Genomic DNA, 20,390 nt, shown 5'->3' on the forward strand with positions numbered 1-20,390 from the left:
CCATTTGTGAGATACCGTCTGCCACATTTCCTGTGCACACATCGGGCGACTGAACCCCGGCTCGGTAGCCGGCCAATCAGCTCCTCGGATACGGGGTGGTGCAAACACACGGTAGGCGTGAACCAGTCATGCACATGGTTCTCGGCAAAAGGCTTCTCTCAAAAGGCTGCAGTCAAACGGTTTACTTGGGGGCAAGTAAACCTTCTGCACCGAGCTAGATGGTTCGTTTGGGGGCAAACAAACCTTATGACTGCAACCATCTAACTAGAACCCTCTACCGGCATACCAAGCCGAGCAAGGATGCTAGAAGAGCTCCCCTTTTTAATAAAATCACCCAAGTTTCCACGCCAGTTCTGGCTATATCGCGGAAGGTCCCTTTAGTTTGGTGCCTTCATTCTGGTCCCTTTGTCCAGTAAAGGGACCATCTATCAGACGAAAAGCTGCGCCACATGGTCCCTTTGCACACAGAAGAGACCAAAGTAGAGGGACCAAACCAGAAGGACCATCTGTGAGAGAGCGGAAAACAAGGCCTAGCAGGCGGGCAGCAAGAAGGCGAAGTGGGCTTAGGTGCGGAAGGGGCGGGTGGGGCCGTCGAGAAGCAGGCAACAGTAGCTGGTGAAGACGGCGTCCGTGAGGGGAAGCTCGCCCACTGCGACCTCGAGGTCGCGGCCCCGCGGGGTGGTGCGGGCGACCTCGGCCGACGTGGCATCCGAGAGAGCAAGGATGCGGCGCTGCCGGCGGAAGGGGTTCGTGCGCTCGAGCAGGTACTCGCGGCCCTGACAGAGCGCGCGCAGCTTGTTCACCGTGAAGCTGGTCTGCTCCGCCGAAAATTCGGGCCCACGCACGGTAAAGCTGCGCGCGCCCGGGATGTGTTCGAAGGCGATGGTGGTGCCCGTAGCAGAAAGCTGCAGGCCTGTCGGGTTCACGCGGGCGATGACCTCCCCCGCGCCATCCGCCAACGCCCCGTCGCGCCACACCCAACGTTGCATCAGAGAAGCACCGCGATGATGGCGACGATGGTCATGAGCAGCAGCGTCGCGATAATCGGGACCGCGGTCTTCTGCGTCCGGGCCTCCAAAATGACGCGCGTAAACCAGCTTAAAGCCGCAATCTCCGAATGGCTGAGATCATCGGAATCGTCGCTGTCCTCGCCCTCAAATTCGAGGATGGCCTTACGCACGCCAGAGTTCTTAGAGGAAAACTGGGCAATCTTCAGCCCCTCGTGGTCCTCAACAATCCAGTCCCCGCCGGCCTCGTTGATGAAGGCAAAGGTGCGTCCATCCAGCGAGGCCTCCAAACGCTTATCGCGCTTGGGGTTGCCCGCCAGGCGGTAGACACGGTCATCTTCCAAGGTCACCGACGCGCCCAGGTCATCGAGGCCCAAGCGCCAGTGCTCGCCTTCCACATCTGCCGAGCGTTCCTGGAACATGCCCAACGACGCCGGCCCCTCCCCCACGAGGAGCACCGGGTTCTTGCGGTCGCTGCGGTCCCAGCTGGTGTAGTGCATTAGCAGCCGATCAGCCGGGCGGCCAGGTAAGCCTCAAGCTCATCGAGCTTGACGCGCTCCTGTTCCATGGAGTCACGCTCACGCACGGTGACCGCGTTGTCCTCGAGGGTGTCGAAGTCATAGGTCACGCAGAACGGAGTACCAATCTCATCCTGGCGGCGGTAGCGGCGGCCGATGGCACCAGACACATCGAACTCCACGTTCCAGTTCGCGCGCAGCTTGTTGGCCAGCTCGCGGGCCGGGGTGGACAGCTCTTCCTTCTTGGACAGCGGCAGCACGGCCACCTTGACCGGAGCCAGACGGCGGTCCAGGCGCAGCACCACGCGCTTATCGGTGCCGCCCTTGGCGTTCGGGGCTTCCTCTTCGTCGTAGGCGTCGATAAGGAAGGCCATCATGGCGCGGCCCAGGCCGGCCGCCGGCTCGATGACGTACGGGGTCCAGCGCTCGCCGGCCTCCTGGTCAAAGTAGGACAGATCCTCGCCCGAGCCCTTGGTGTGCACGGAAAGGTCGTAATCCGTACGGTTGGCCACGCCTTCCAGCTCACCCCACTTGGAGCCCTTGAAGTTGTAGGCGTATTCCACGTCCACGGTGCGCTTGGAGTAGTGGGAGAGCTTCTCCTGCGGGTGCTCGTAGAGGCGCAGGTTCTCCTTCTTGATACCGAGGTCGATGTACCAGTTGAAGCGGTCATCGATCCAATACTGGTGCCACTCTTCGTCCTCGCCCGGCTTGACGAAGAACTCCATCTCCATCTGCTCAAACTCGCGGGTGCGGAAGATGAAGTTACCCGGGGTGATCTCGTTGCGGAAAGACTTACCAATGTTCGCGATACCGAACGGCGGCTTCATACGCGCCGAGGTCATCACGTTCTTGAAGTTCACGAAGATGCCCTGCGCGGTCTCCGGGCGCAGGTAGTGCAGGCCCTGCTCGTCGTCGACCGGCCCCAGGAAGGTCTTGAGCAAACCGGAGAAGGCCTTCGGCTCGGTCCAGTCACCCGGCTGGCCGGTCTCCGGATCATTGATATCAGCCAGGCCGTTGGCCGGCTCGTGGCCGTGCTTTTCCTCGTAGGCCTCAATCAGGTGGTCCGCGCGGTAGCGCTTACCGGTGTGCTTGGACTCCACCAGCGGGTCGGTAAAGACCTCAACGTGGCCGGAAGAAACCCACACCTGGCGCGGCTGGATCACAGAAGTATCGACACCCACGACGTCATCGCGGGACTGCACCATGTGGCGCCACCACTGGCGCTTGATGTTTTCCTTGAGCTCGACGCCAAGCGGGCCATAGTCCCACGCAGAGCGGGAACCGCCATAAATCTCACCTGCCTGGTAGACCAAGCCGCGGCGCTTACACAGGCTGACGACGGTATCAATGACGGATGCCATAGCTAATGGGACTCCTCTGGTAGGGGACAGTCTTTATACAGTGCGGCCTAGTCTAGCGTGCCCCCAATCACCGCGTGCCTTCACCCCGAAAGTGTGGTGCATTTTATACACATTTCCGCATTCTTCGGCTATAGTACCGATAGCTCTCTTTTTAACTCTCCACCGATAGAAATGACTGAAGGTGAATGGCGTGACCAACACCCAGACTGACACTCTCTCCTTTGATCTCGCGGCGGCCGCCACCGTCATCAGCGCTTTGGATTCACCGTTGCGCATCGACATCATTCAGCGCCTGGCCGAGCGCGATCACTACGTCCACGAACTCGTGTCCGCGACCGGCAAGTCGCAGCCACTTATTAGCCAACACCTGCGGGTTTTGAAGCGCGCGAACATCGTCGACAGCGAGCGCACCGGCCGCGAAGTCCGCTACTCTCTGGTGGCGCCGAGGGTGCTGCCTTTGCTTCGCGACGCCTCACTGGCCACCTCTTAATGGAAGTGTGTTGATAAACTAAGCCACATGGCCATCCACGACAGTATTCCCAAACTCGGCGCTCGCAACACCCGCCAGCGCACCGCCGTCGTTGAGGTTCTGCGTAGTCTCGACAAGTTCGCGTCTGCCAAGGACATTCACCAGGCGCTTCTCGACGGTAACCAGAAAGTCGGCCTCACCACCGTCTACCGCACGCTCCAGTCACTCTCGGAGATTGACGCTGTTGATGCGCTCCACATGCCCTCCGGCGAGACCCTCTACCGCCATTGCGAGAGCGATGCGCACCACCACCACTTGGTGTGCACCAAATGCGGCCGCACCGAAGAAATCGATGGCGGCCCGATTGAAGAGTGGGCCTCCTCGGTAGCCAAGGAGCACGACTTCGAGCTCACCGGGCACGATGCCGAAATCTTCGGCATCTGCGCCGAGTGCCGCGCGGCGTCTTAGACACGCCACTTTTCCTGCCACATCGAGGATATCTTCATCCCCTGACAGCACTACACAGCTCGCGCGCTACTTGACGCCGCCGAAGCGGCGGTCACGCCGCGCGTACTCCTCCACCGCGGCGAACAAGTCTTCCGGAGTGAAATCCGGGAAGAGCTTGTCCTGGTAAATCATCTCTGCGTAAGCCGACTGCCACAGCAGGAAGTTGGAGGTGCGCTTCTCGCCGGAGGGGCGCAAGAACAGATCCACGTCTGGCATATCGGGGTCATACATCACCGAGCTGACCGTCTTCTCATTGATGAAGCGCGGGTCCAGCTCGCCGCGGGAGACTTGCTCGGCGAGTTTCCGGATGCCGTCGACAAGCTCGGCGCGACCACCGTAATTCACGCACATCACCAAGGTCATCTTGGTGTTGTCCTTAGTCAGCTCCTCGGCGGCCTCGAGCTCCTTGATCACAGAGCGCCACAGGCGCGGGCGGCGGCCGGCCCAGACCACGCGCACTCCCCTCTCGTTGAGCCAGTGTCGCTGGCGGCGCAGCACATCGCGGTTAAAGCCCATGAGGAAGCGGACTTCCTCCGCGCTGCGGCGCCAATTCTCGGTGGAGAAGGCATAAGCGGAAAGGTAAGGAACACCGAGGGAAAGACAGGCATCGACGACGTCGAGAAGCACTGCTTCCCCGCGACGGTGACCTTCGGTGCGCTTCATGCCGCGCTCCTCTGCCCAGCGGCCGTTGCCGTCCATGACCAGCGCGATATGGCGCGGCAGGAACTCCTGCGGGATAGCGGGCGGATGAAGAACTCGGTTCGGGTCAGGCGTAATCACGGGTTACAGTCTACTGTTCCATGATCCCCAACGCGCCAACGCTTCGCTCAAGATGCCATTGCAGGTGCGCGCGGGTGAGGCGATGGGCCTCTTGGGCTTGGGCGTTCGTTGGTTGACTGGGGTGGTCATGGGCGATGAGCCACATGTGGTGCAGGGTTTCTGGGTCTACCTCGGCGGCGCCTGGTGGGCGGCATTGGTGGCAGGCGGCCCCGCCCACGGCTGGGTGGAAGGCGTGGTGCGGGCCGGGTCTTTGGCACTGGGCGCAATCGAAAAGGCTGGGAGCCCAGCCGGCGTGGGACATGGCTTTGAGAAGGAAGGCATCGAGAAGCATGAGCGGATCGCCGTGCTGAAGCTTGTCGAGGACATCGACGCAGGCCTCATAGAGGTAGGGATCGCCGGGGGCATCAGCGGCGGCGAGGCGCTCGGCGGATTCGAGGGCAGCACACGCAGCGGTATAGCGCTCGTAGTCCTCGATGATGCGCGCGCCGAAGTAATCCACGGTATCGGCCTGGGAAATGGTGTAGAGGTTACGCCCGGGATAAAGCTGAACGTCGAGGTTAACGAAGAGCTGCAGGCGCGAGCCGAAGCGCGACTTGGCGCGGCGCACTCCCTTGGCCACCCCGCGCACGAGGCCGTGACGACGGGTCAAGAGCACGATGATGCGGTCCGCCTCGCCAAAATCATAGGAGCGGATGACAAGGGCGCGGTCGCGGAAGTTTTCGCGCATGTGGAAGTTCTCCGGCTTTTAGAAGCCCAGGCGGCCCAGCGCCTTCGGGTCCGACTGCCAATTCTTGAGCACCTTAATACGCAGGTCAAGGTAGACGTTCTGGCCGAGCAGCTGAATGATTTCCTTGCGGGCGGTACCCACGATGCGGCGGAAGCGGCGGCCGTCCTTGCCTTCGATGATGCGCTTCTGGCCGGGGCGCTCCAGGTAGAGGATGGCGTGGACGTTGAGGACGTCCGGGCGCTCCTGGCTAGGCAGAATCTCATCGACTTCGACGGCAACCGAGTGCGGCAGCTCGTATTTCAGGCCGGAGAGCGCAGACTCGCGGATCAGCTCGGCGATGCGCTTGGACTGGTCTTCGTCGGTGACGTGGTCATCGGGGTAAAACTTGGGGCCTTCGGGCAGGTGGTCCACGATGACCTGGGTCAGCTCATCCAGCTGCACGCGCTCGGTGGCGCAAACGGGGATGACCACGGCATCGGGGTTCTCTTCCGCGAGCAGCTCGTGCAGGGCAAGCAGCTGGGCGCCGACTTGGTCCTTGGACGCTTTATCTAGCTTGGTGACGATGCCGATGATGGGGGTCTTCGGCGCGACCTTGCGGACGTTCTCCAAGATCCAACGATCGCCGGGGCCAATCTTTTCGTCCGCGGGGATGGTCAGGCCGATGACGTCAACGTCTGCATACGTGTCTTTAACGACTTCGTTGAGGCGCTCGCCGAGCAGAGTGCGCGGGCGGTGCAGGCCAGGTGTGTCGACGAGGACGATCTGCGCATCCTCGCGGTGCACCAGGCCGCGGATGGGGTGGCGGGTGGTCTCGGGCTGGTCCGCCGTGATGGCGATCTTCTGCCCCACCAGCGCGTTGGTCAGGGTGGACTTGCCGGTGTTGGGGCGGCCGACGAAAGACACGAAGCCGGAGCGGAAGCCCTCGGGCGTGTCGGTGTACTGCGAGTAGTCGGCGGGGTTGGCTTCGCCCTCGGCTGGTAGGTCGGCGAAGGCGGCATCGAAATCAGTGCTCATATTGCCTCATATCATAACGCAACAGCTGCCGAGTCCCGTTCTTGTTGTATCGCTCTGCTCGGGCTCTCGCCGTTCGGCCCGCAAAGCTTCCTGCCGATGCGCTGGCAGATGGTCCTTCTAGTCTGGTCCCTTCTCTGCACAAAGGGACCAGACTAGGGGGACCTTCTGTGCTTCTGCGGGGTTTATCTGGCCTGCAGAGGGGTCGGATCAGAAGGCGTCTGTCAAAGGGCGTCTTTGGTGGTAAAAACGCCATCTGGACGCCGCAAAAGGCGTTTTCAGGCGTGAAAACGCCTTGTGACAGATGCCTGCTGCGGGATGCCATTTGCGGGGCCGCGGCAAGCACGCGAAGCTGCCGAGACGTGAAAGCTAGAGCTCCTCGACCTGGAATTGCAGCTGCGGGTGAGCGAAGGTGTCCTGCGATTCGATGAGGAGCAGCTCCTGCGAATCCGCCTCGTAGGTGTTCTGCAGCAAGTCGAAGACCGAAGAAGCCGTGCGCTTGAGCGCTTCCTTCGCATCGTGGGTTTCCACGTAGTGGCCGGTGAAAAGCGAGGCCGTGACGTCACCCGAACCGTTGCGCTTGAACGGCAGCTTGGGGGTGCTCACCAGGAAGGCGCGCTCGCCATCAACGGCGAGCATCTCAATCTCGTCCTCGCTGGTCTCTGGGCGCTGCACCGAGGTCACCAGCACAGTCTTCGGACCAATCTCCTGCGCGCGCTTCACCGCGGCAAGCGTTTGCTCCAAGGTGCCCACCTCGGAGTCAGTCAGGTAGCCCAACTCGAACTGATTCGGGGTGATGATGTCCGCGACCGGAACGACCTTATCGCGCAGCAGCGGCGGGATTTCATCGGAGACGAAACAGCCAGACTTGGCGTTGCCCATCACCGGGTCGCAGGCATAGAGGGCCTTGGGGTTGACCGCCTTGATGCGGTTCACAGCATCCACGATGGCACCGGCGATGTCCGGACCGCCCTGGTAGCCAGACAAGATCGCATCAATGCGCGGGAAGGCGCCGCGCTTTTCGATGCCATCCACAATCGCCGTGACCTCTTCCGCCGGGATCATCGGCCCGCCCCAATCGCCGTAACCGGTGTGGTTGGAGAAGTTCACCGTGTGGATAGGCCATACCTCATGGCCAGCGCGCTGAAGAGGAAAGACTGCTGCGGAATTGCCCACGTGGCCGAAGGTGACGTGGGACTGGATGGAGAGGATATTCATAACTCTCCATTGTGCTACGCCCCACCACGCACCTCAACGATTGGCCTTATTTAGCAAACACGCTGTCTTAGCGCGGCCGTGTCAGGCGCGGCACCAAGCCCGCGCCGGGCCACTTTAGATGCCGCCGCCGGGAACTTCCTTATCCAGCTCCGCGCGCTCGGCGGCATCCGGGAAAGCCTTCGGGCCAGAAGGCTTGGGCTGGTAGCTCACACCACGGGCCGCCAAGTCCTCATACCAGTCCGCCAGCAGCTCGTTCTGCAGGCCGAACATTTCCTTCTCTTCCGCCGCAGTGGTGTGGTCATAGCCCAGCAGGTGCAGGCAACCGTGCACGGTGAGCAGAGCCAACTCGTGGCCCAAGGAGTGGCCGGCCGCGGTGGCTTGGCGCTGCGCAAACTCTGGGCAGAGCACGATATCGCCCAGCATGGCCGGTCCGGCCTCCGCTGCGTCGGGGCGCCCGCCTGTAGCACCCGGGGTGAGCTCATCCATGGGGAAGCTCATCACGTCGGTCGGGCCTTCCAGGTCCATCCAGCGCACGTGCAGCTCCGCGATGGTGTCCAGGTCCACCGCGGTAATGGTGCACTCGGCATCCGGATTCACGTCGAGGCGGCCGAGGGCGTAGGAGCAGACGTCGATCAGCATCTCCTCGTTGACGCCGTCATAGCCGGACTCGTTGATAAACTCGATGCTCATTTCTTCTCCTCCTGCTCAACAAAATTGTCGTAGGCCTCCACGATGCGCCCGACCAGCTGGTGGCGCACCACATCAGCAGAGCCCAGCTCCGCGAAGTGAATATCCGGCACGCCCTTGAGAATGCGGCGCACCAGGCGCAGCCCGGAGACCTGGCCACCGGGCAGATCCACCTGGGAGATATCCCCGGTCACTACGATGGTGGAGCCAAAGCCCAAACGCGTCAGGAACATTTTCATCTGCGCCGGCGTGGTGTTTTGGGCCTCATCGAGGATGACGAAGGCATCGTTGAGCGTGCGGCCACGCATATAGGCCAAGGGGGCGACCTCAATGATGCCGGCTTCCATGAGCTTCGGAATCATCTCCGGGTCGATCATGTCCCGCAAAGCGTCGTAGAGCGGGCGCAGGTAGGGGTCAATCTTGTCGTTGAGTGTGCCAGGCAGAAAGCCCAGCTTCTCCCCCGCTTCCACGGCCGGGCGGGTCAAGATAATGCGGCTGACCTGCTTGGCGCGCAGGGCCTGCACCGCCTTGGCCACCGCCAGGTAGGTCTTACCGGTACCGGCCGGACCAATGCCGAAGACAATCGTGTTCTCATCAATCGCCTGCACATAGCGCGATTGCCCCACCGTCTTCGGGCGCACGGCCTTGCCGCGGCGCGAGACGATATCGGCCGCGAGCGTCTCAGACACGGAGGCCGGGGCATCCACCGTGACCAGGTCCAGGGTGTGCTTCACGGTATCGGTGCTCACCGGGTGACCGCGGCGGGCAATCGCCTCGAGTTCCTCCAGGACCTTGCGCGCGCGGGCTACCTCATAATCGGGGCCGGCGGCAGTAATGGTGGTGCCGCGGGCAAAGAGGTCCACGCCCACGAGGTTGCCCAAAACGCGCAGGTTATCGTCCGCCGGGCCGAGCACCGTGGCCAGGTAGGCGGAATCGAGATCAAACTTGGTGGTGATAATAGGCACGCCCAAAAGGCTACCAGCGCGCGGTCAGGGTGCCGATGCTGGCCAAGGCCACCATGCTTGCCGACGCCGTCCGCAACACCTCCGGCCCCAACTTGATCGCCGTCGCACCGGCGTCCTGCAGGCGGGCCAGTTCCTCCGCGCCGATGCCGCCCTCCGGCCCCACCAGTAGGTAGATGGTTCCGGCGGAGTCGAGGTCCTCCAGGTCCTTGAGCCGCACTTGAGCTTCCTCGTGAAGAACCAAGGCGCGTGCACCCGAAATCTCCTGGCATAGCTGGCGGGTAGTCAGCGGGCCGCGCACCGCGGGTACGCGCACTCGGCGCGATTGCTTCGCCGCCGCCACGGCTGCAGATTCCCACTTCGCTAGCGCCTTCGGGGCCTTCTTGGCATCCCATTTGGACACGCAGCGATCCGCCTGCCAGGCGATGATCTCATCCGCCCCGGCCTGGGTAGCCAGGTCGACGGCGAGTTCGGCGCGCTCAGACTTGGGGATAGCCTGGACCACGACCACCCTCGGGGAGGGTTCGGGGAGGATCGCGAGGTCGTCGACAAGCGCGACCAGCGTGTCCTTGCCCTGCGTATCAGTGATGGTGGCGGTAGCGCGGCGCCCGGACCCATCGATCAGGACCAAGTGCTCCCCTGGGCCCATGCGCTTGACGGTGACCGCGTGGCGGCCCTCCGCACCATCGAGGCCCACCGGCTGGCTGACCTCCGCGAGGGAAAGATCCGGGTGGAGGAAGACGGGTAAAGACATTAGCGGCGGAACTTATCGCGGAAGCGGCTAAAAAGGGATTCGCCCTGGCCATCCCCGGCATGGTGGACCTCGGTGCCTCCGTGGCCGGCGGCGCGGACCTTTTCGAGGGCCTCGCGGGTCTTCTTATCCAGGTCCGTCGGGATCACCACATCCACGTGAGCGTGGAGGTTGCCGAATCCGTCGGTGCGCAGGCGCGGCATGCCCTTGCCCTGGAGGGTGATGGATTCGCCCGGCTGGGTGCCCGGCGCGATATCGATGGTGAGCTCCTCGCCGTCGAGCTGCTCGACGGTGCAGGAAGAGCCCAGAGCTGCATCCACCATGGGCACGCGCACGGTCAGGTGCAGGTCATCAGCATTGCGCTCGAAAACGGGGTGCGGCTCGGTGTGTACCTCGACGTAGAGGTCACCAGCGGGGCCGCCGCCGTGGCCGACCTCGCCCTGGGAAGCCATGCGGATGCGCATGCCATCACCAATGCCGGCGGGGATGTTCACCGTAATATCGCGGCGCTTGCGCACGCGGCCATCGCCACCGCAGTGGCCGCAGGGATCGGTGACTACTTCGCCGAAGCCATAGCACTTCGGGCAATCGCGGGTAGTCATCATGTTGCCCAGCATGCTGCGCTGGACCTCCTGAACCTGGCCCATACCGCCACAGTGATCACAGGTCACCGGCTTGGACTTGGACTCAGAACCAGAGCCCTCACAACGGTCACAGACCACGGCGGTATCGACCTTGACCTGCTGCTTCACTCCGCTATAAGCCTCTTCGAGGGTAATCGTGGTGCGCAGCAGCGCGTCATCGCCGGGCTGCACACGGGAACGCGGGCCGCGGGAGGCTGCTCCCCCGCCGAAGAACTCGGCGAAGATATCCCCGAGGCCGCCGCCACCGAAACCACCAAAGCCGCCGCCCTGGGCCGCGCGCTCCTCCATGGGGTCACCACCCATGTCCACAACCCGGCGCTTCTGCGGATCCAGCAGAACCTCCTGTGCAAGGGAAGCCTCGCGGAACTTCTCCGCGGCCTCCTCATCGCCCGGGTTCACATCCGGGTGGTACTTGCGCGCCAGCTTGCGGTAAGCCTTCTTAATCTCGGCGTCGGACGCCGACTTTTCTACACCAAGAATGCCGTAGTAGTCACGAGCCACGTACTGTCATCCTTCTATATCTCGTTGATACTAAATCTAATCCGACGGGCCAGCTTACTCGCCCGCCAAAATTTCACTCACATAGCGTGCAACGGCAGAGACCTTGGAGATTGTTCCCGAATAATCCATATATGTCGGCCCCACCACACCAAGCCCGCCGAGTGCTGCAGCCTCCGAGCCGGTGCCGAATCCATAGCGCGTGGCCACGACGGAGGTTTGGCGCAGCTCATCGGCTTCATTTTCCTCACCAATGGAGACTGATACGTTGCCCAAGTCTGGCACGCGGGCCAGCAATTTCAGCACCACGACCTGCTCTTCAAGAGCTTCGATGATAGAGGGCAAACCCTCGGTCAGGGCCACGCGGGTGAGATTGGACGTACCCGCCATGATCAGGCGATCGGAGGGCTGCTCCACGAGGGTCTCAATCAGCGTCGTCGCCGCCTTGAGGAGGTGGGGGCGGATATCGGCCGGGGAGTCGTCGACAAGCGCGGCCAGCTCCACCGAGGCTTCCGTGAGCGTCTTGCCCTCCAGGGCGGTGTTGAGGATATCGCGCAGGCGGTGGGTCTGCTCGGGGTCGATGACATCATCGAGCTCCACATTGCGCTGATCGACGCGCCCATTATCCGTAATCAACACCAAGAGCAGACGCACCGGTGAGAGTGCCACGACCTCGCAGTGCTTCACGCGGGAGACCTTGAGGTTAGGCATCTGCACGACGGCCGCTTGCTTAGTTACCTGGGCCAACAGCTGGACAGAGCGGCGCAGCACGTCTTCCAAATCCACGCCGCCCTCGAGGAAGGTGAGCATGGCGCGGCGCTCGGCCTTGGAAAGCGGCTTAACATCGTGCAGCGTATCGACGAACTGGCGGTAGCCCTTCTGCGTGGGCACGCGCCCGGAGCTGGCGTGCTCTTGGGCGATGAGGCCTTCGGCTTCGAGCACGGCCATGTCATTGCGAATCGTCGCCGAGGACACGCCCAGCTGGTAGCGCTCGAGCAGGGCCTTGGAGCCGACGGGCGATTGCGAGGCGATGTAGTCCGCGACGATGGCGCGCAGGACCTCTTGGCGGCGGGCATCGGTGGAGCTAGACATGTCTTTAAGGCTATCCGTCCTGGCGGGCGATGAAGTCGTCAAAATTTGGCACAGTGTAGCTCACCCTGCCGTGTTCTGGAGCATAGATCAACCCTTTACTAATGAGCTTGGCTCGCACAGGACCCAATTTCTTCGTGTCTTTACCTAAGATGTCCGCGATGTCCTTGCTCGAGATTTCCACTCCGCCAACCTTCGCCATCGCGGTCAAGTAGTCCCGCTCAGCTGGAGTAGCGCGATCCCACCTGGCTTGGAAAAACCCGCGGTCCAACTGCTCAATTCCAAGCCGCGCGGCGCGTCGAGCTGCATCGGAATCCATAGGTGAAGTTCGCGCAGTGCGCCACATTTGTGCACCAAATTCCTGGATGAAATACGGATACTGCCCCGATACATTTGCTAGATATTCAACTGCTTCATCGTCAAATTCCACATTCTGTGTCCGCGCAGGTTCACGGAAGGCGGCAAGTGCGGCATACATTTCGAGCCTGCCAATTTGGTGCACCTCGAACATTCGCTCTGCATAAGAGCGGGACTCCGCCAGAATCCCTGGCAGACTCGGAAGCCCAGCACCAATAATGTAAAAAGGCAAGCCCAGCTGCCCTGCTTCATGTTGTGCAGAAATGAGCGCTTCGAGCAGCTCTTCATCGAGGTCTTGCATTTCGTCGATGAAGATTCCTAAAGCTTTATCCTCCTTAAGGAGCGTCGTAGTGATGGCCTCGATCACATCGTGCAGATCAAGCTCAAGGTTTCCTGTTGCCGGAGGAATGTCTCCTACTTCAACTCCAAGGTCAATAATGCTTTGTCCTACCGAGAGCGAAAAGGATTTTACGGCCGCAGCAATAAAGTTAAAACCCTCAGATACCTTGGCTTTCGTTCGGTAACGCAAAGAGGCCTTGGCTAAACCTTGTGCTAGAGCACGGCGTGCTCCTTCTCGTCCACGTGCCCCCTGCGAAGCCTCAAACTTAATCGTTAGCCAGTCGGCTTGGTCAGCCTTCCTTTTTAATTGGTTGAGCAGCACGGTCTTACCCACTCCACGCAAGCCAACGAGCAGCATTGGACGGCCAAGCAATCCGTTCTGGACGCGTTTGACAAGATTGTCAAACGCATGAAGGTCTCTCTCGCGCCCAGTAAGAACTGTCGGCGCGATGCCCGAGCCAGGAGTGTAGGGGTTTAAGGCATCATCCATGCCACTAATACTAGCAATATCGAGAGCGACTAACAGGTTTCTCGACGTAGAGAAAGAAACTAACACCGACTAACGCCGCTATCAAACTTTCCGACGAAAGGAGAAAAACTAACAAATTCCCAGCGGGGCTAACTTTAAGTCACTATGTCTCCTCGGTATCGAAAGGCCAAGGCTTGGCCACTTCTTCGCGGCTTCGCGGTTGCATCACACAGATGGTTCTACTCAGATGGCTCAGGTCATACGGTTTACCTGCCCCCAAACGAACCTTCTAGCAGCCTAAGGAAGGTTTGCTTACCCCCAAACGAACCTTCCGACCGGAGCCTTTCCACTGGAACCATGTGCAGAAGGCAGGGCAGGCCACGATCAGGGTACGGCCGCTAATGAGCCAGCTGATGCGGACTCGGAGGTCGGCCCGCCGGCGGGGCAAGCCGCTAGCGGGCGGTGTTTTGGGCGGTGTCTTCAGCGACGAGGAGGTCCGTAATAATGCCATCCGCGAGCAGGCGGCCTGCCTTGGTCACGCGAAGGCGGTCACCGGCGCGCTCGAGCAGGCCGCGCTCGATAAAACGCGCGGCCACGGGCTCAGCCGCCGGCGCGAGCCAGGACGCAGGAATGCCCTCGCGCAGGCGCAGTCCCAGCATGATGCGCTCGGTATGACGGTCAGCCTCCGAGAGCTGCTCGCGCTCCTTGATGGGCAACTCGCCCTCACCTACCGCCTTGATGTAGGTCCGCGGGTTCTTCACGTTATAGAAGCGCTCGTTGCCTAAGTGCGAATGCGCGCCCGGGCCCGCACCCCACCAGTTGCCGTCCACCCAGTAAATGCGGTTGTGCTGACACTCCCCGCCCGGCTTGGCCCAGTTGGACACCTCATACCACTCAAAACCTTCGGCCTCGAGCGTGGAGGAGATCATCTCATAGCGCCGGGCCAGCACGTCCTCATCCGGTGCGGGCAGGAGACCCTTGGACACCTTGCGGGCCATACGCGTGCCATCCTCCACGATGAGCGAGTATGCGCTGATGTGGTCCACCCCGGTCTCCAGGGCGCGCTCCAAGGTCAGGGCAACGTCGGCATCTTCTTCAGTCGGCGTGCCATAAATCATGTCGAGGTTGACGTGCTCAAAGCCCGCAGCGATGGCTTCGCGCGCGGCATCGAAGGCGCGGCCCGGCGTGTGGGCTCGCTCCAACACGGCGAGCACCCCCGGCGAGGCGGATTGCATGCCCAGGGAGAGACGGGTGAAGCCGGCGTCGAGAAGCCCGGCGAAGTACTCCGGCGAAGTGGATTCCGGGTTGGATTCCGTGGTGACCTCCGCGCCCGGGGCGAGGCCAAAGGTATCGCGGACCTTCGACAAGACACGGCCCAGGCCCTCAGCACCCAGCAGACTCGGCGTGCCGCCACCGATAAAAACAGTCTCGGCTTCGCGGCCCACCTGCGCCGCCGCCATCTCCAGCTCTTTCTCCAAAGCACTTAGATAATCGCTGGTCAAATCCCCTCCCAGCTCACCCGGGGTATAGGTGTTGAAGTCGCAGTAACCGCAGCGGGAGGCACAGAAGGGGACGTGAATGTAGAGACCAAAGGGATCCATGGGGAACAAAGTATCCGACAGCGCCGTTAAAGCGGTAGTCTATAGTGCAGATTTGCCACCCCGATTAATGAAGAAAGGCCTCTTTTAAGTGGAACCTCCGAGTCGATGTCCCCGCCGCCGTCTTAAGGCGGTGGGGTAAGCCGTGTTATCTGCCATCCTGATGATTGTGGCGGGTTTCGCCGTCATCGCTCTCATTATCGTGGCCAACGCCTACTTCGTGGCGCAGGAATTCGCCTTCATGTCGGTGGACCGCACGCAGCTGCGCCAGCGCGCCGCGACGGGGGATAAGTCCGCGGAGCGCGCCTTAAAGATCACCCAAAAGACTTCCTTCATGCTCTCCGGCGCGCAGCTGGGTATCACGATTACGGGCCTGCTCATTGGTTATGTGGCAGAGCCCCTCGTGGGCCAAGGCCTGGGCCAGCTGCTCGGCGGCGTGGGCGTGCCCACGGGTGTGTCTGTCGCCATCGGCACGGTGACCGCGCTGGCGGTGTCGACGGTTCTCACGATGCTCTTCGCCGAGCTCTTCCCGAAGAACTACACCATCGCCGCACCCATGAAGTCAGCGCTGTGGTTGTCCGCATCCACGATGTGGTACCTCAAGATCTTCGGCTGGCTCGTCCACTTCTTCGAGTATTCCTCCAATGCCCTTCTCAAGGTCTTCGGTATCGAGCCGGTGGAGGATGTCGATTCTTCGGCCACCACCGATGACCTGGAGTCCATCGTGGATGCCTCCCACGAGGCCGGCGACTTGGATGAGGACACCTACCTGGTCCTCGACCGTCTCCTCGACTTCCCCGAGCACGACGTGGAACACGCCATGATTCCGCGCTCGCGCGTGGATGTCATCGAGCCGGAGACCACCATTGGTGAGGTGCGCGAGATGATGTCGGAGAACCACACCCGCTACCCCATCATCGACGATGAGCACAATCCCATCGGCGTGGCGCACCTCTACGACGTGCTGGGCAGTCAGCTGCCCCTGGCCACCCCGGCCCGGGAAATCATGAAGGAACCCGTGGTGGTGCCGGAGCTCATGCCGCTTCCCGACGTCGTCACGGAGCTTCGTGACGCCGACGAGAAACTCGCCTGCGTCATCGACGAATACGGCGGCTTCGTCGGGATCGTGACCATGGAGGACTTGGCCGAGGAAATCCTCGGCGATGTCACCGACGAGCACGACCTCGAAGAGACCGAGGAAATCACCGAGCAGGACGAGACGCACTGGATCGTCGACGGTGACACCCCCATCGACGAGGTCGAGCGCGCCATTGGCCACGACCTGCCGGAGGGCGATTTCGAAACCGTCGCCGGTCTGCTCATCGCGCATTCCGGGACGTTGCCGGACGAGGGTGAAAAGCTCTCCATCGAGCTCGAGGCTGAACCGGAAGATTGGGTCGATGGTGACGAAGCCCCCATCCGCACGCTCAACGTGCGCGTCGAGGAAATCGACCGCCACGTGCCCTCCGTCCTGGCACTCGAGCTGGTAGAGGAATTCCCGGAAGGAGAGGATGACTAATGACTGATACCTGGTGGTTTAACCTCCTTATCACTATTCTCATCATCGCTGCTTCCGCGTTCTTCGTGGTCATCGAGTTTTCCCTCATGGGGGCGCGCCGCAACCGCTTGGAGGAGACTGCGGAATCCTCGGCGGCTTCGCGTGCGGGCCTACGCTCGCTGAATGAGCTGACCGTCATGCTGGCCGGCGCCCAGCTGGGCATTACCGCAGCGACCTTCGTCCTCGGTGCGGTGACCAAACCTTGGGTCCATCACCTGCTTATGACCCCACTGGAGGCCCTTGGCCTGCCGCTGGGCGTTGCTGACGTCATTTCCTTCCTGCTGGCCCTTTTCGTGGTGACCTTCCTGCACCTGGTCATTGGTGAGATGGCGCCGAAGTCCTGGGCCATCGCCCACCCGGAGACCGCCCTTCAGCTCATCGCGGTGCCTGCCCGCGGCTTCATTTGGCTCTTCCGTCCGCTGCTGCTCTGGATCAACAAGATGGCCAACAAGCTGGTGACGATGACCGGCGAGGAACCTGTCGACCGCGCTGGTGCGGCCGGCTATGACGCGGAGACCCTTCGCCACTTGGTCGAGCACTCGCGCCTGACGGGCACGCTTGACGATGACTCCGCCAACCAGATCACCGGCGTCATCGAACTGGAAGCCGCCACTGCGGCCCAGTTGGCCCGCGAACACGGCTCGGAAATCCTGCCGCTATCCTCCGATGCCACCGTGGCTGAGCTTCATGACCTCGTGGTGCGCAAGTCCATCATGCGTGTGCTGGTCTACCCGCGTACTTCGCGCATCCCGCGCATCGTTCACGTGCGCGATACCTTGCTCGCGGACCCGGAAACTCCGGTGCTGGATTTCTCCCGCCCCGCACTGGCGGTGGGCTCATCCTCCACCGTGCAGAAGACGCTGGACCAGATGCGCGCCCGCAACGAGCAGCTCGTCATGGTGGGCAAGCCCACCAAGGACAAGACCGTGTGGATCCTCACCTGGGATGACATCATGGGCCAGCTGTGGCCGCAGATTACGGAGCAGTTGGACCAGGCCGCGCCGGCCACCAAGAACCCAGGGGCTTAGCGCGTACGCGCTAAGCCCCTGGCACACGAAGCTAGGCGGTGGCACGCAAAATTATTCGTGCCACACTAGCAGCGAAGAGCGCCGCCGAGAGAGGGAATCTCGGCGGCGCTCTTCTTAGGTAATCCTTGTGTGTTGGCAACAAGGAAGTCTGTGATGCGGCGACTATGCGGTCGTGGCGGCCTTCTTCTGGCGCTTGGCGCGCACACGGGCAACGACGGCGTCGATACGCGCACGCTCCTCCAAGAAGGGCGGCGGGTTATGCCCGCGCATGGTGCGCACGAAGGCGGGGTGCGCCTCAACGACGGTGTGACGCCAAGCCTGCACGGCGATGAGCGAGGATTCACCCGCGCGCTTGTACAGATTCGGCAGGGAGACCACATCGAGGTTGCGGGCCACGGCGTCGGTTTGCGCCAGCACGTACTCGACCAGCTCGCGCAGGTAGGCGGCCACCGCGGCGGTGCGGCCACGCAGGGTTTCCGCCAGCTCCGAGACCACAACGGGCGGGCCGGAGATGGGCAAGCCCTCAGCCAACGCGCGGGCGGTAAGCTGCTTCGGCTCCTCCACATCATTGTCACCGGAGGAGGCAGCGGAGATGGTGCCGGACTTCAGGCCGGAGACCAGCGCGTGGCGCAGGCCGATGAGCTCGCCGACACAACGCCCAGAATCCACGCGGGCGTCTTCGACGATATCCCCCAGTTCGGCTAGGCAGTCGAGGGCGAGTTCATCGTCCCAGTCCTCGATGGCCTCGATGAGGTGCTCGATGTAGTCAACGACTTCGTCGCCGATGTTATAGATTTCTTGGGTCAGCTCACGGTGGCGCAGCTCGGCTGCGATCTTGTGCATAGGCTGCCCTTTCCGTGAGAACCTCTAGTTGAGGTTTAGAGTTTTTCTGACCCCGCTGACTCTATTAGAGATCCACCCATTCGGCTGCGCGACACTCCGAAGGAATTCACAGACTCCATCCAGCCTTATTTCTTGCCGGCGTAGAGGCGCTCGATATCCGCTGCGTAGCGCTGCGCCACGACATAGCGCTTGACCTTCATCGTGGGGGTGAGCTCGTTACTTTCCTCGGTGAGGTCCTGGTCGAGGATGACGAACTTCTTAATACCCTCCGCGTGGGAAACGGTGGCGTTGACCTGGTTAATGGCGTCCTGGATATCCGCGCGCAGCGCCGGATCAGCCGCTACTTCGCGCATTCCCTTGGTCGCGGAGATGTTGTGATCGGCCTTCCAGCGCTTGAGCGCATCCTCATCCAGGGTGAGCAACACGCCGACGAACGGCTTGCCGTCACCGACCACCATGGCTTGGGAAATCAGCGGGTGGGAGCGCAGGATATCTTCCATCGGGCCAGGAGAGACGTTCTTGCCGCCAGCGGTGACGATGAGATCCTTCTTGCGGCCAGTGATGACGAGCTTGCCATCCTCATCAATCTCACCCAGGTCGCCGGTGTTGTACCAACCGTCCTGCAGGGCGTTCTCGGTGGCTTCCTCGTTCTGCCAGTAGCCCTTAAAGACGATATCGCCCTTGATCATGATCTCGCCGTCGTCGTTAATGCGCATCGTCGTTCCACCCAGTGGTGGACCAACGGTACCGATGGATTGATCGACAAAGTCGACGGCGGCGGCCGCGGCGGTTTCCGTCAAGCCATAGCCCTCATAGATGGTCACGCCGATGCCGCGGTACCAGTGCAGCAGATCCTGCGAGATGGCCGAACCACCGGAGATGCAATATTTAACGTCGCCGCCCATGGCTTGACGGATGGCGGAGTAGACCAGCTTGTCAAAAGCCTTGTGCTTGGCCTTAAGGACACGGTTAGGCCCCTCCGGAGTATCCAGCGCCTTCGAGTACTCGATAGCGACCTTCTCCGCGCGATCGAAAATGGCGCCCTTGACTGCAGAAGAACCGTGAGCCTTGGCGGAAGCGCCGTTGCGTACCTTCTCAAAGACGCGCGGCACGCCCAGGATCAGGTTCGGGCGGGAGCGCGCGAATTCGATGGTGATGGTACTGAAGTCGGACCAGTGGTTCTGGGAGGCACCGCCGATGGTGACCGCCAGCGACACCGCGCGGCTAAAGACGTGTGCCAAGGGCAGGAAGGTCAGAACGTGGGAACCCGGCACGGCGATGGCGCCAATGGGGTTGGTCAGCAGGCCGCGAGCTTCCGCGAGCCAGTTGCGGTGGGTCAGCATACAGCCCTTGGGGCGCCCGGTAGTGCCGGAGGTGTAGACCAACGAGGCGACGTCATCGGTGCCCGTGGCCTCGATGCGCTGGTCGACGGTATCGTCACTGACATCGCGCCCCTCGAACTTCAGCGTATCGATGGCGGAAGAGTTGATCTCTAGGATGCGGCGCAGCTGGGAAGGAGAGCCGTGCAACTGTGGGGTGCCATCCTCTTGCAGCTTCAGGTGCTTGACCAGCTCGGAGTGCTCGCGGGTTTCCGTGATGGCGAGGATGGCACCGGAATCCTCGATAATCCACTGGACTTGGGACATCGACGAAGAGGGGTACACCGGAACGGAGATAGCACCGGCCGCCCAGATGGCGTAGTCCAGCAGGGACCACTCATAGCGGGTGGTAGAGATAAGGGCTACGCGGTCGCCCTGCTCCACGCCGAAAGCAATGAGCCCCTTGGCCACCGCGTAGACCTCCTCCACGAATTCTTTAGCGGTCACGTTGACCCACTCATAGTTCGCGGGGCGGGTAAACAGCACGCCATGTGGGCGGGCGTGCGCCGTAGCCATCATCGCGGTAAGGCAGGTTTCGCCGTCCTTGATCTCGAACTCCGCCTTCGTATGCGCTTCATTCAAAGTCACAG

General features: G+C 61.8%; 20 protein-coding genes. 4 read left to right on the forward strand and 16 right to left on the reverse strand.

The window, feature by feature from the left end; genetic code table 11:
• Nucleotides 1-563: 563 nt before the first annotated feature.
• Genes CAURIM_RS09680 through CAURIM_RS09690 form a run of 3 tightly spaced genes read right to left on the reverse strand, consistent with a single transcriptional unit; the run spans nt 564 to nt 2,886 of the window.
• Complete coding sequence (locus CAURIM_RS09680) at nt 564-989, reverse strand: hypothetical protein (protein ID WP_201829324.1); 426 nt, start codon at nt 987-989, stop codon at nt 564-566.
• Nucleotides 989-1,507, reverse strand: coding sequence for a hypothetical protein (locus tag CAURIM_RS09685; RefSeq protein WP_201829322.1), 519 nt, complete (start codon nt 1,505-1,507; stop codon nt 989-991). Before CAURIM_RS09685 ends, CAURIM_RS09680 begins: the two co-directional genes overlap by 1 nt.
• Nucleotides 1,507-2,886, reverse strand: a complete 1,380-nt coding sequence (locus CAURIM_RS09690) for a glycine--tRNA ligase (RefSeq protein ID WP_070743739.1) — start codon at nt 2,884-2,886, stop codon at nt 1,507-1,509. The genes CAURIM_RS09685 and CAURIM_RS09690 overlap by 1 nt, the downstream gene beginning before the upstream one ends.
• A 190-nt stretch (nt 2,887-3,076) precedes the next feature.
• Between CAURIM_RS09690 and CAURIM_RS09695 the strand changes: the two genes are divergently transcribed.
• Nucleotides 3,077-3,376 carry an ArsR/SmtB family transcription factor gene (locus CAURIM_RS09695; RefSeq protein WP_201829320.1) on the forward strand — a complete coding sequence of 100 codons (300 nt, stop codon included), beginning with the start codon at nt 3,077-3,079 and terminating at the stop codon, nt 3,374-3,376.
• A gap of 27 nt (nt 3,377-3,403) precedes the next feature.
• Nucleotides 3,404-3,823, forward strand: a complete 420-nt coding sequence (locus CAURIM_RS09700; RefSeq protein ID WP_201829319.1) for a Fur family transcriptional regulator — start codon at nt 3,404-3,406, stop codon at nt 3,821-3,823.
• Between the two features lie 66 nt (nt 3,824-3,889).
• On the opposite strand, the gene CAURIM_RS09705 is transcribed toward CAURIM_RS09700, so the two are convergent.
• The 11 genes from CAURIM_RS09705 to hemW form a co-directional block, all read right to left on the reverse strand.
• Complete coding sequence (locus CAURIM_RS09705) at nt 3,890-4,642, reverse strand: isoprenyl transferase (protein WP_144656767.1); 753 nt, start codon at nt 4,640-4,642, stop codon at nt 3,890-3,892.
• Between the two features lie 10 nt (nt 4,643-4,652).
• Nucleotides 4,653-5,369: a DNA repair protein RecO gene (gene recO, locus CAURIM_RS09710; protein ID WP_070644583.1), complete on the reverse strand. Its 717-nt coding sequence runs from the start codon at nt 5,367-5,369 to the stop codon at nt 4,653-4,655.
• 18 nt (nt 5,370-5,387) lie between these two features.
• Entirely contained in the window at nt 5,388-6,383 is a 996-nt protein-coding gene (era, locus tag CAURIM_RS09715; RefSeq protein WP_201829317.1) for a GTPase Era, read from the reverse strand.
• Between the two features lie 366 nt (nt 6,384-6,749).
• Nucleotides 6,750-7,598, reverse strand: a complete 849-nt coding sequence (pdxY, locus tag CAURIM_RS09720; protein ID WP_070644582.1) for a pyridoxal kinase PdxY — start codon at nt 7,596-7,598, stop codon at nt 6,750-6,752.
• Between the two features lie 114 nt (nt 7,599-7,712).
• Nucleotides 7,713-8,288, reverse strand: a complete 576-nt coding sequence (ybeY, locus tag CAURIM_RS09725; protein WP_070446682.1) for an rRNA maturation RNase YbeY — start codon at nt 8,286-8,288, stop codon at nt 7,713-7,715.
• Entirely contained in the window at nt 8,285-9,250 is a 966-nt protein-coding gene (locus CAURIM_RS09730) for a PhoH family protein (protein WP_201829315.1), read from the reverse strand. Before CAURIM_RS09730 ends, ybeY begins: the two co-directional genes overlap by 4 nt.
• A gap of 10 nt (nt 9,251-9,260) precedes the next feature.
• A complete protein-coding gene (locus CAURIM_RS09735; protein ID WP_070644579.1) occupies nt 9,261-10,001 on the reverse strand; it encodes a 16S rRNA (uracil(1498)-N(3))-methyltransferase in 741 nt (246 codons plus the stop codon).
• On the reverse strand, nt 10,001-11,143 hold the full coding sequence (gene dnaJ / locus CAURIM_RS09740; protein ID WP_201829313.1) for a molecular chaperone DnaJ: 1,143 nt from the start codon (nt 11,141-11,143) through the stop codon (nt 10,001-10,003). Before dnaJ ends, CAURIM_RS09735 begins: the two co-directional genes overlap by 1 nt.
• Nucleotides 11,144-11,197: 54 nt before the next feature.
• Nucleotides 11,198-12,232 (reverse strand): heat-inducible transcriptional repressor HrcA, encoded by a 1,035-nt coding sequence (hrcA, locus tag CAURIM_RS09745; protein WP_070525541.1) that lies wholly within the window; start codon nt 12,230-12,232, stop codon nt 11,198-11,200.
• Nucleotides 12,233-12,242: 10 nt separating this feature from the next.
• Nucleotides 12,243-13,415, reverse strand: coding sequence for an ATP-binding protein (locus tag CAURIM_RS09750; protein WP_201829311.1), 1,173 nt, complete (start codon nt 13,413-13,415; stop codon nt 12,243-12,245).
• A gap of 431 nt (nt 13,416-13,846) precedes the next feature.
• Nucleotides 13,847-14,995: a radical SAM family heme chaperone HemW gene (gene hemW / locus CAURIM_RS09755; RefSeq protein WP_201829309.1), complete on the reverse strand. Its 1,149-nt coding sequence runs from the start codon at nt 14,993-14,995 to the stop codon at nt 13,847-13,849.
• 142 nt (nt 14,996-15,137) lie between these two features.
• On the opposite strand from hemW, the gene CAURIM_RS09760 reads away from it, so the two are divergent.
• Both CAURIM_RS09760 and CAURIM_RS09765 read left to right on the forward strand, forming a co-directional pair.
• Nucleotides 15,138-16,511 carry a hemolysin family protein gene (locus CAURIM_RS09760; RefSeq protein ID WP_201829307.1) on the forward strand — a complete coding sequence of 458 codons (1,374 nt, stop codon included), beginning with the start codon at nt 15,138-15,140 and terminating at the stop codon, nt 16,509-16,511.
• Nucleotides 16,511-17,578 (forward strand): CNNM domain-containing protein, encoded by a 1,068-nt coding sequence (locus CAURIM_RS09765; RefSeq protein WP_070446688.1) that lies wholly within the window; start codon nt 16,511-16,513, stop codon nt 17,576-17,578. The genes CAURIM_RS09760 and CAURIM_RS09765 overlap by 1 nt, the downstream gene beginning before the upstream one ends.
• A gap of 162 nt (nt 17,579-17,740) precedes the next feature.
• Here CAURIM_RS09765 and CAURIM_RS09770 read toward each other — a convergent pair whose 3' ends face one another.
• Nucleotides 17,741-18,421 (reverse strand): hypothetical protein, encoded by a 681-nt coding sequence (locus CAURIM_RS09770; RefSeq protein ID WP_070710542.1) that lies wholly within the window; start codon nt 18,419-18,421, stop codon nt 17,741-17,743.
• 125 nt (nt 18,422-18,546) lie between these two features.
• Complete coding sequence (locus tag CAURIM_RS09775; protein WP_070717403.1) at nt 18,547-20,388, reverse strand: AMP-dependent synthetase/ligase; 1,842 nt, start codon at nt 20,386-20,388, stop codon at nt 18,547-18,549.
• Nucleotides 20,389-20,390 lie beyond the last annotated feature (2 nt).

This window comes from Corynebacterium aurimucosum (assembly GCF_030408555.1).
Taxonomy (GTDB): domain Bacteria; phylum Actinomycetota; class Actinomycetes; order Mycobacteriales; family Mycobacteriaceae; genus Corynebacterium; species Corynebacterium aurimucosum.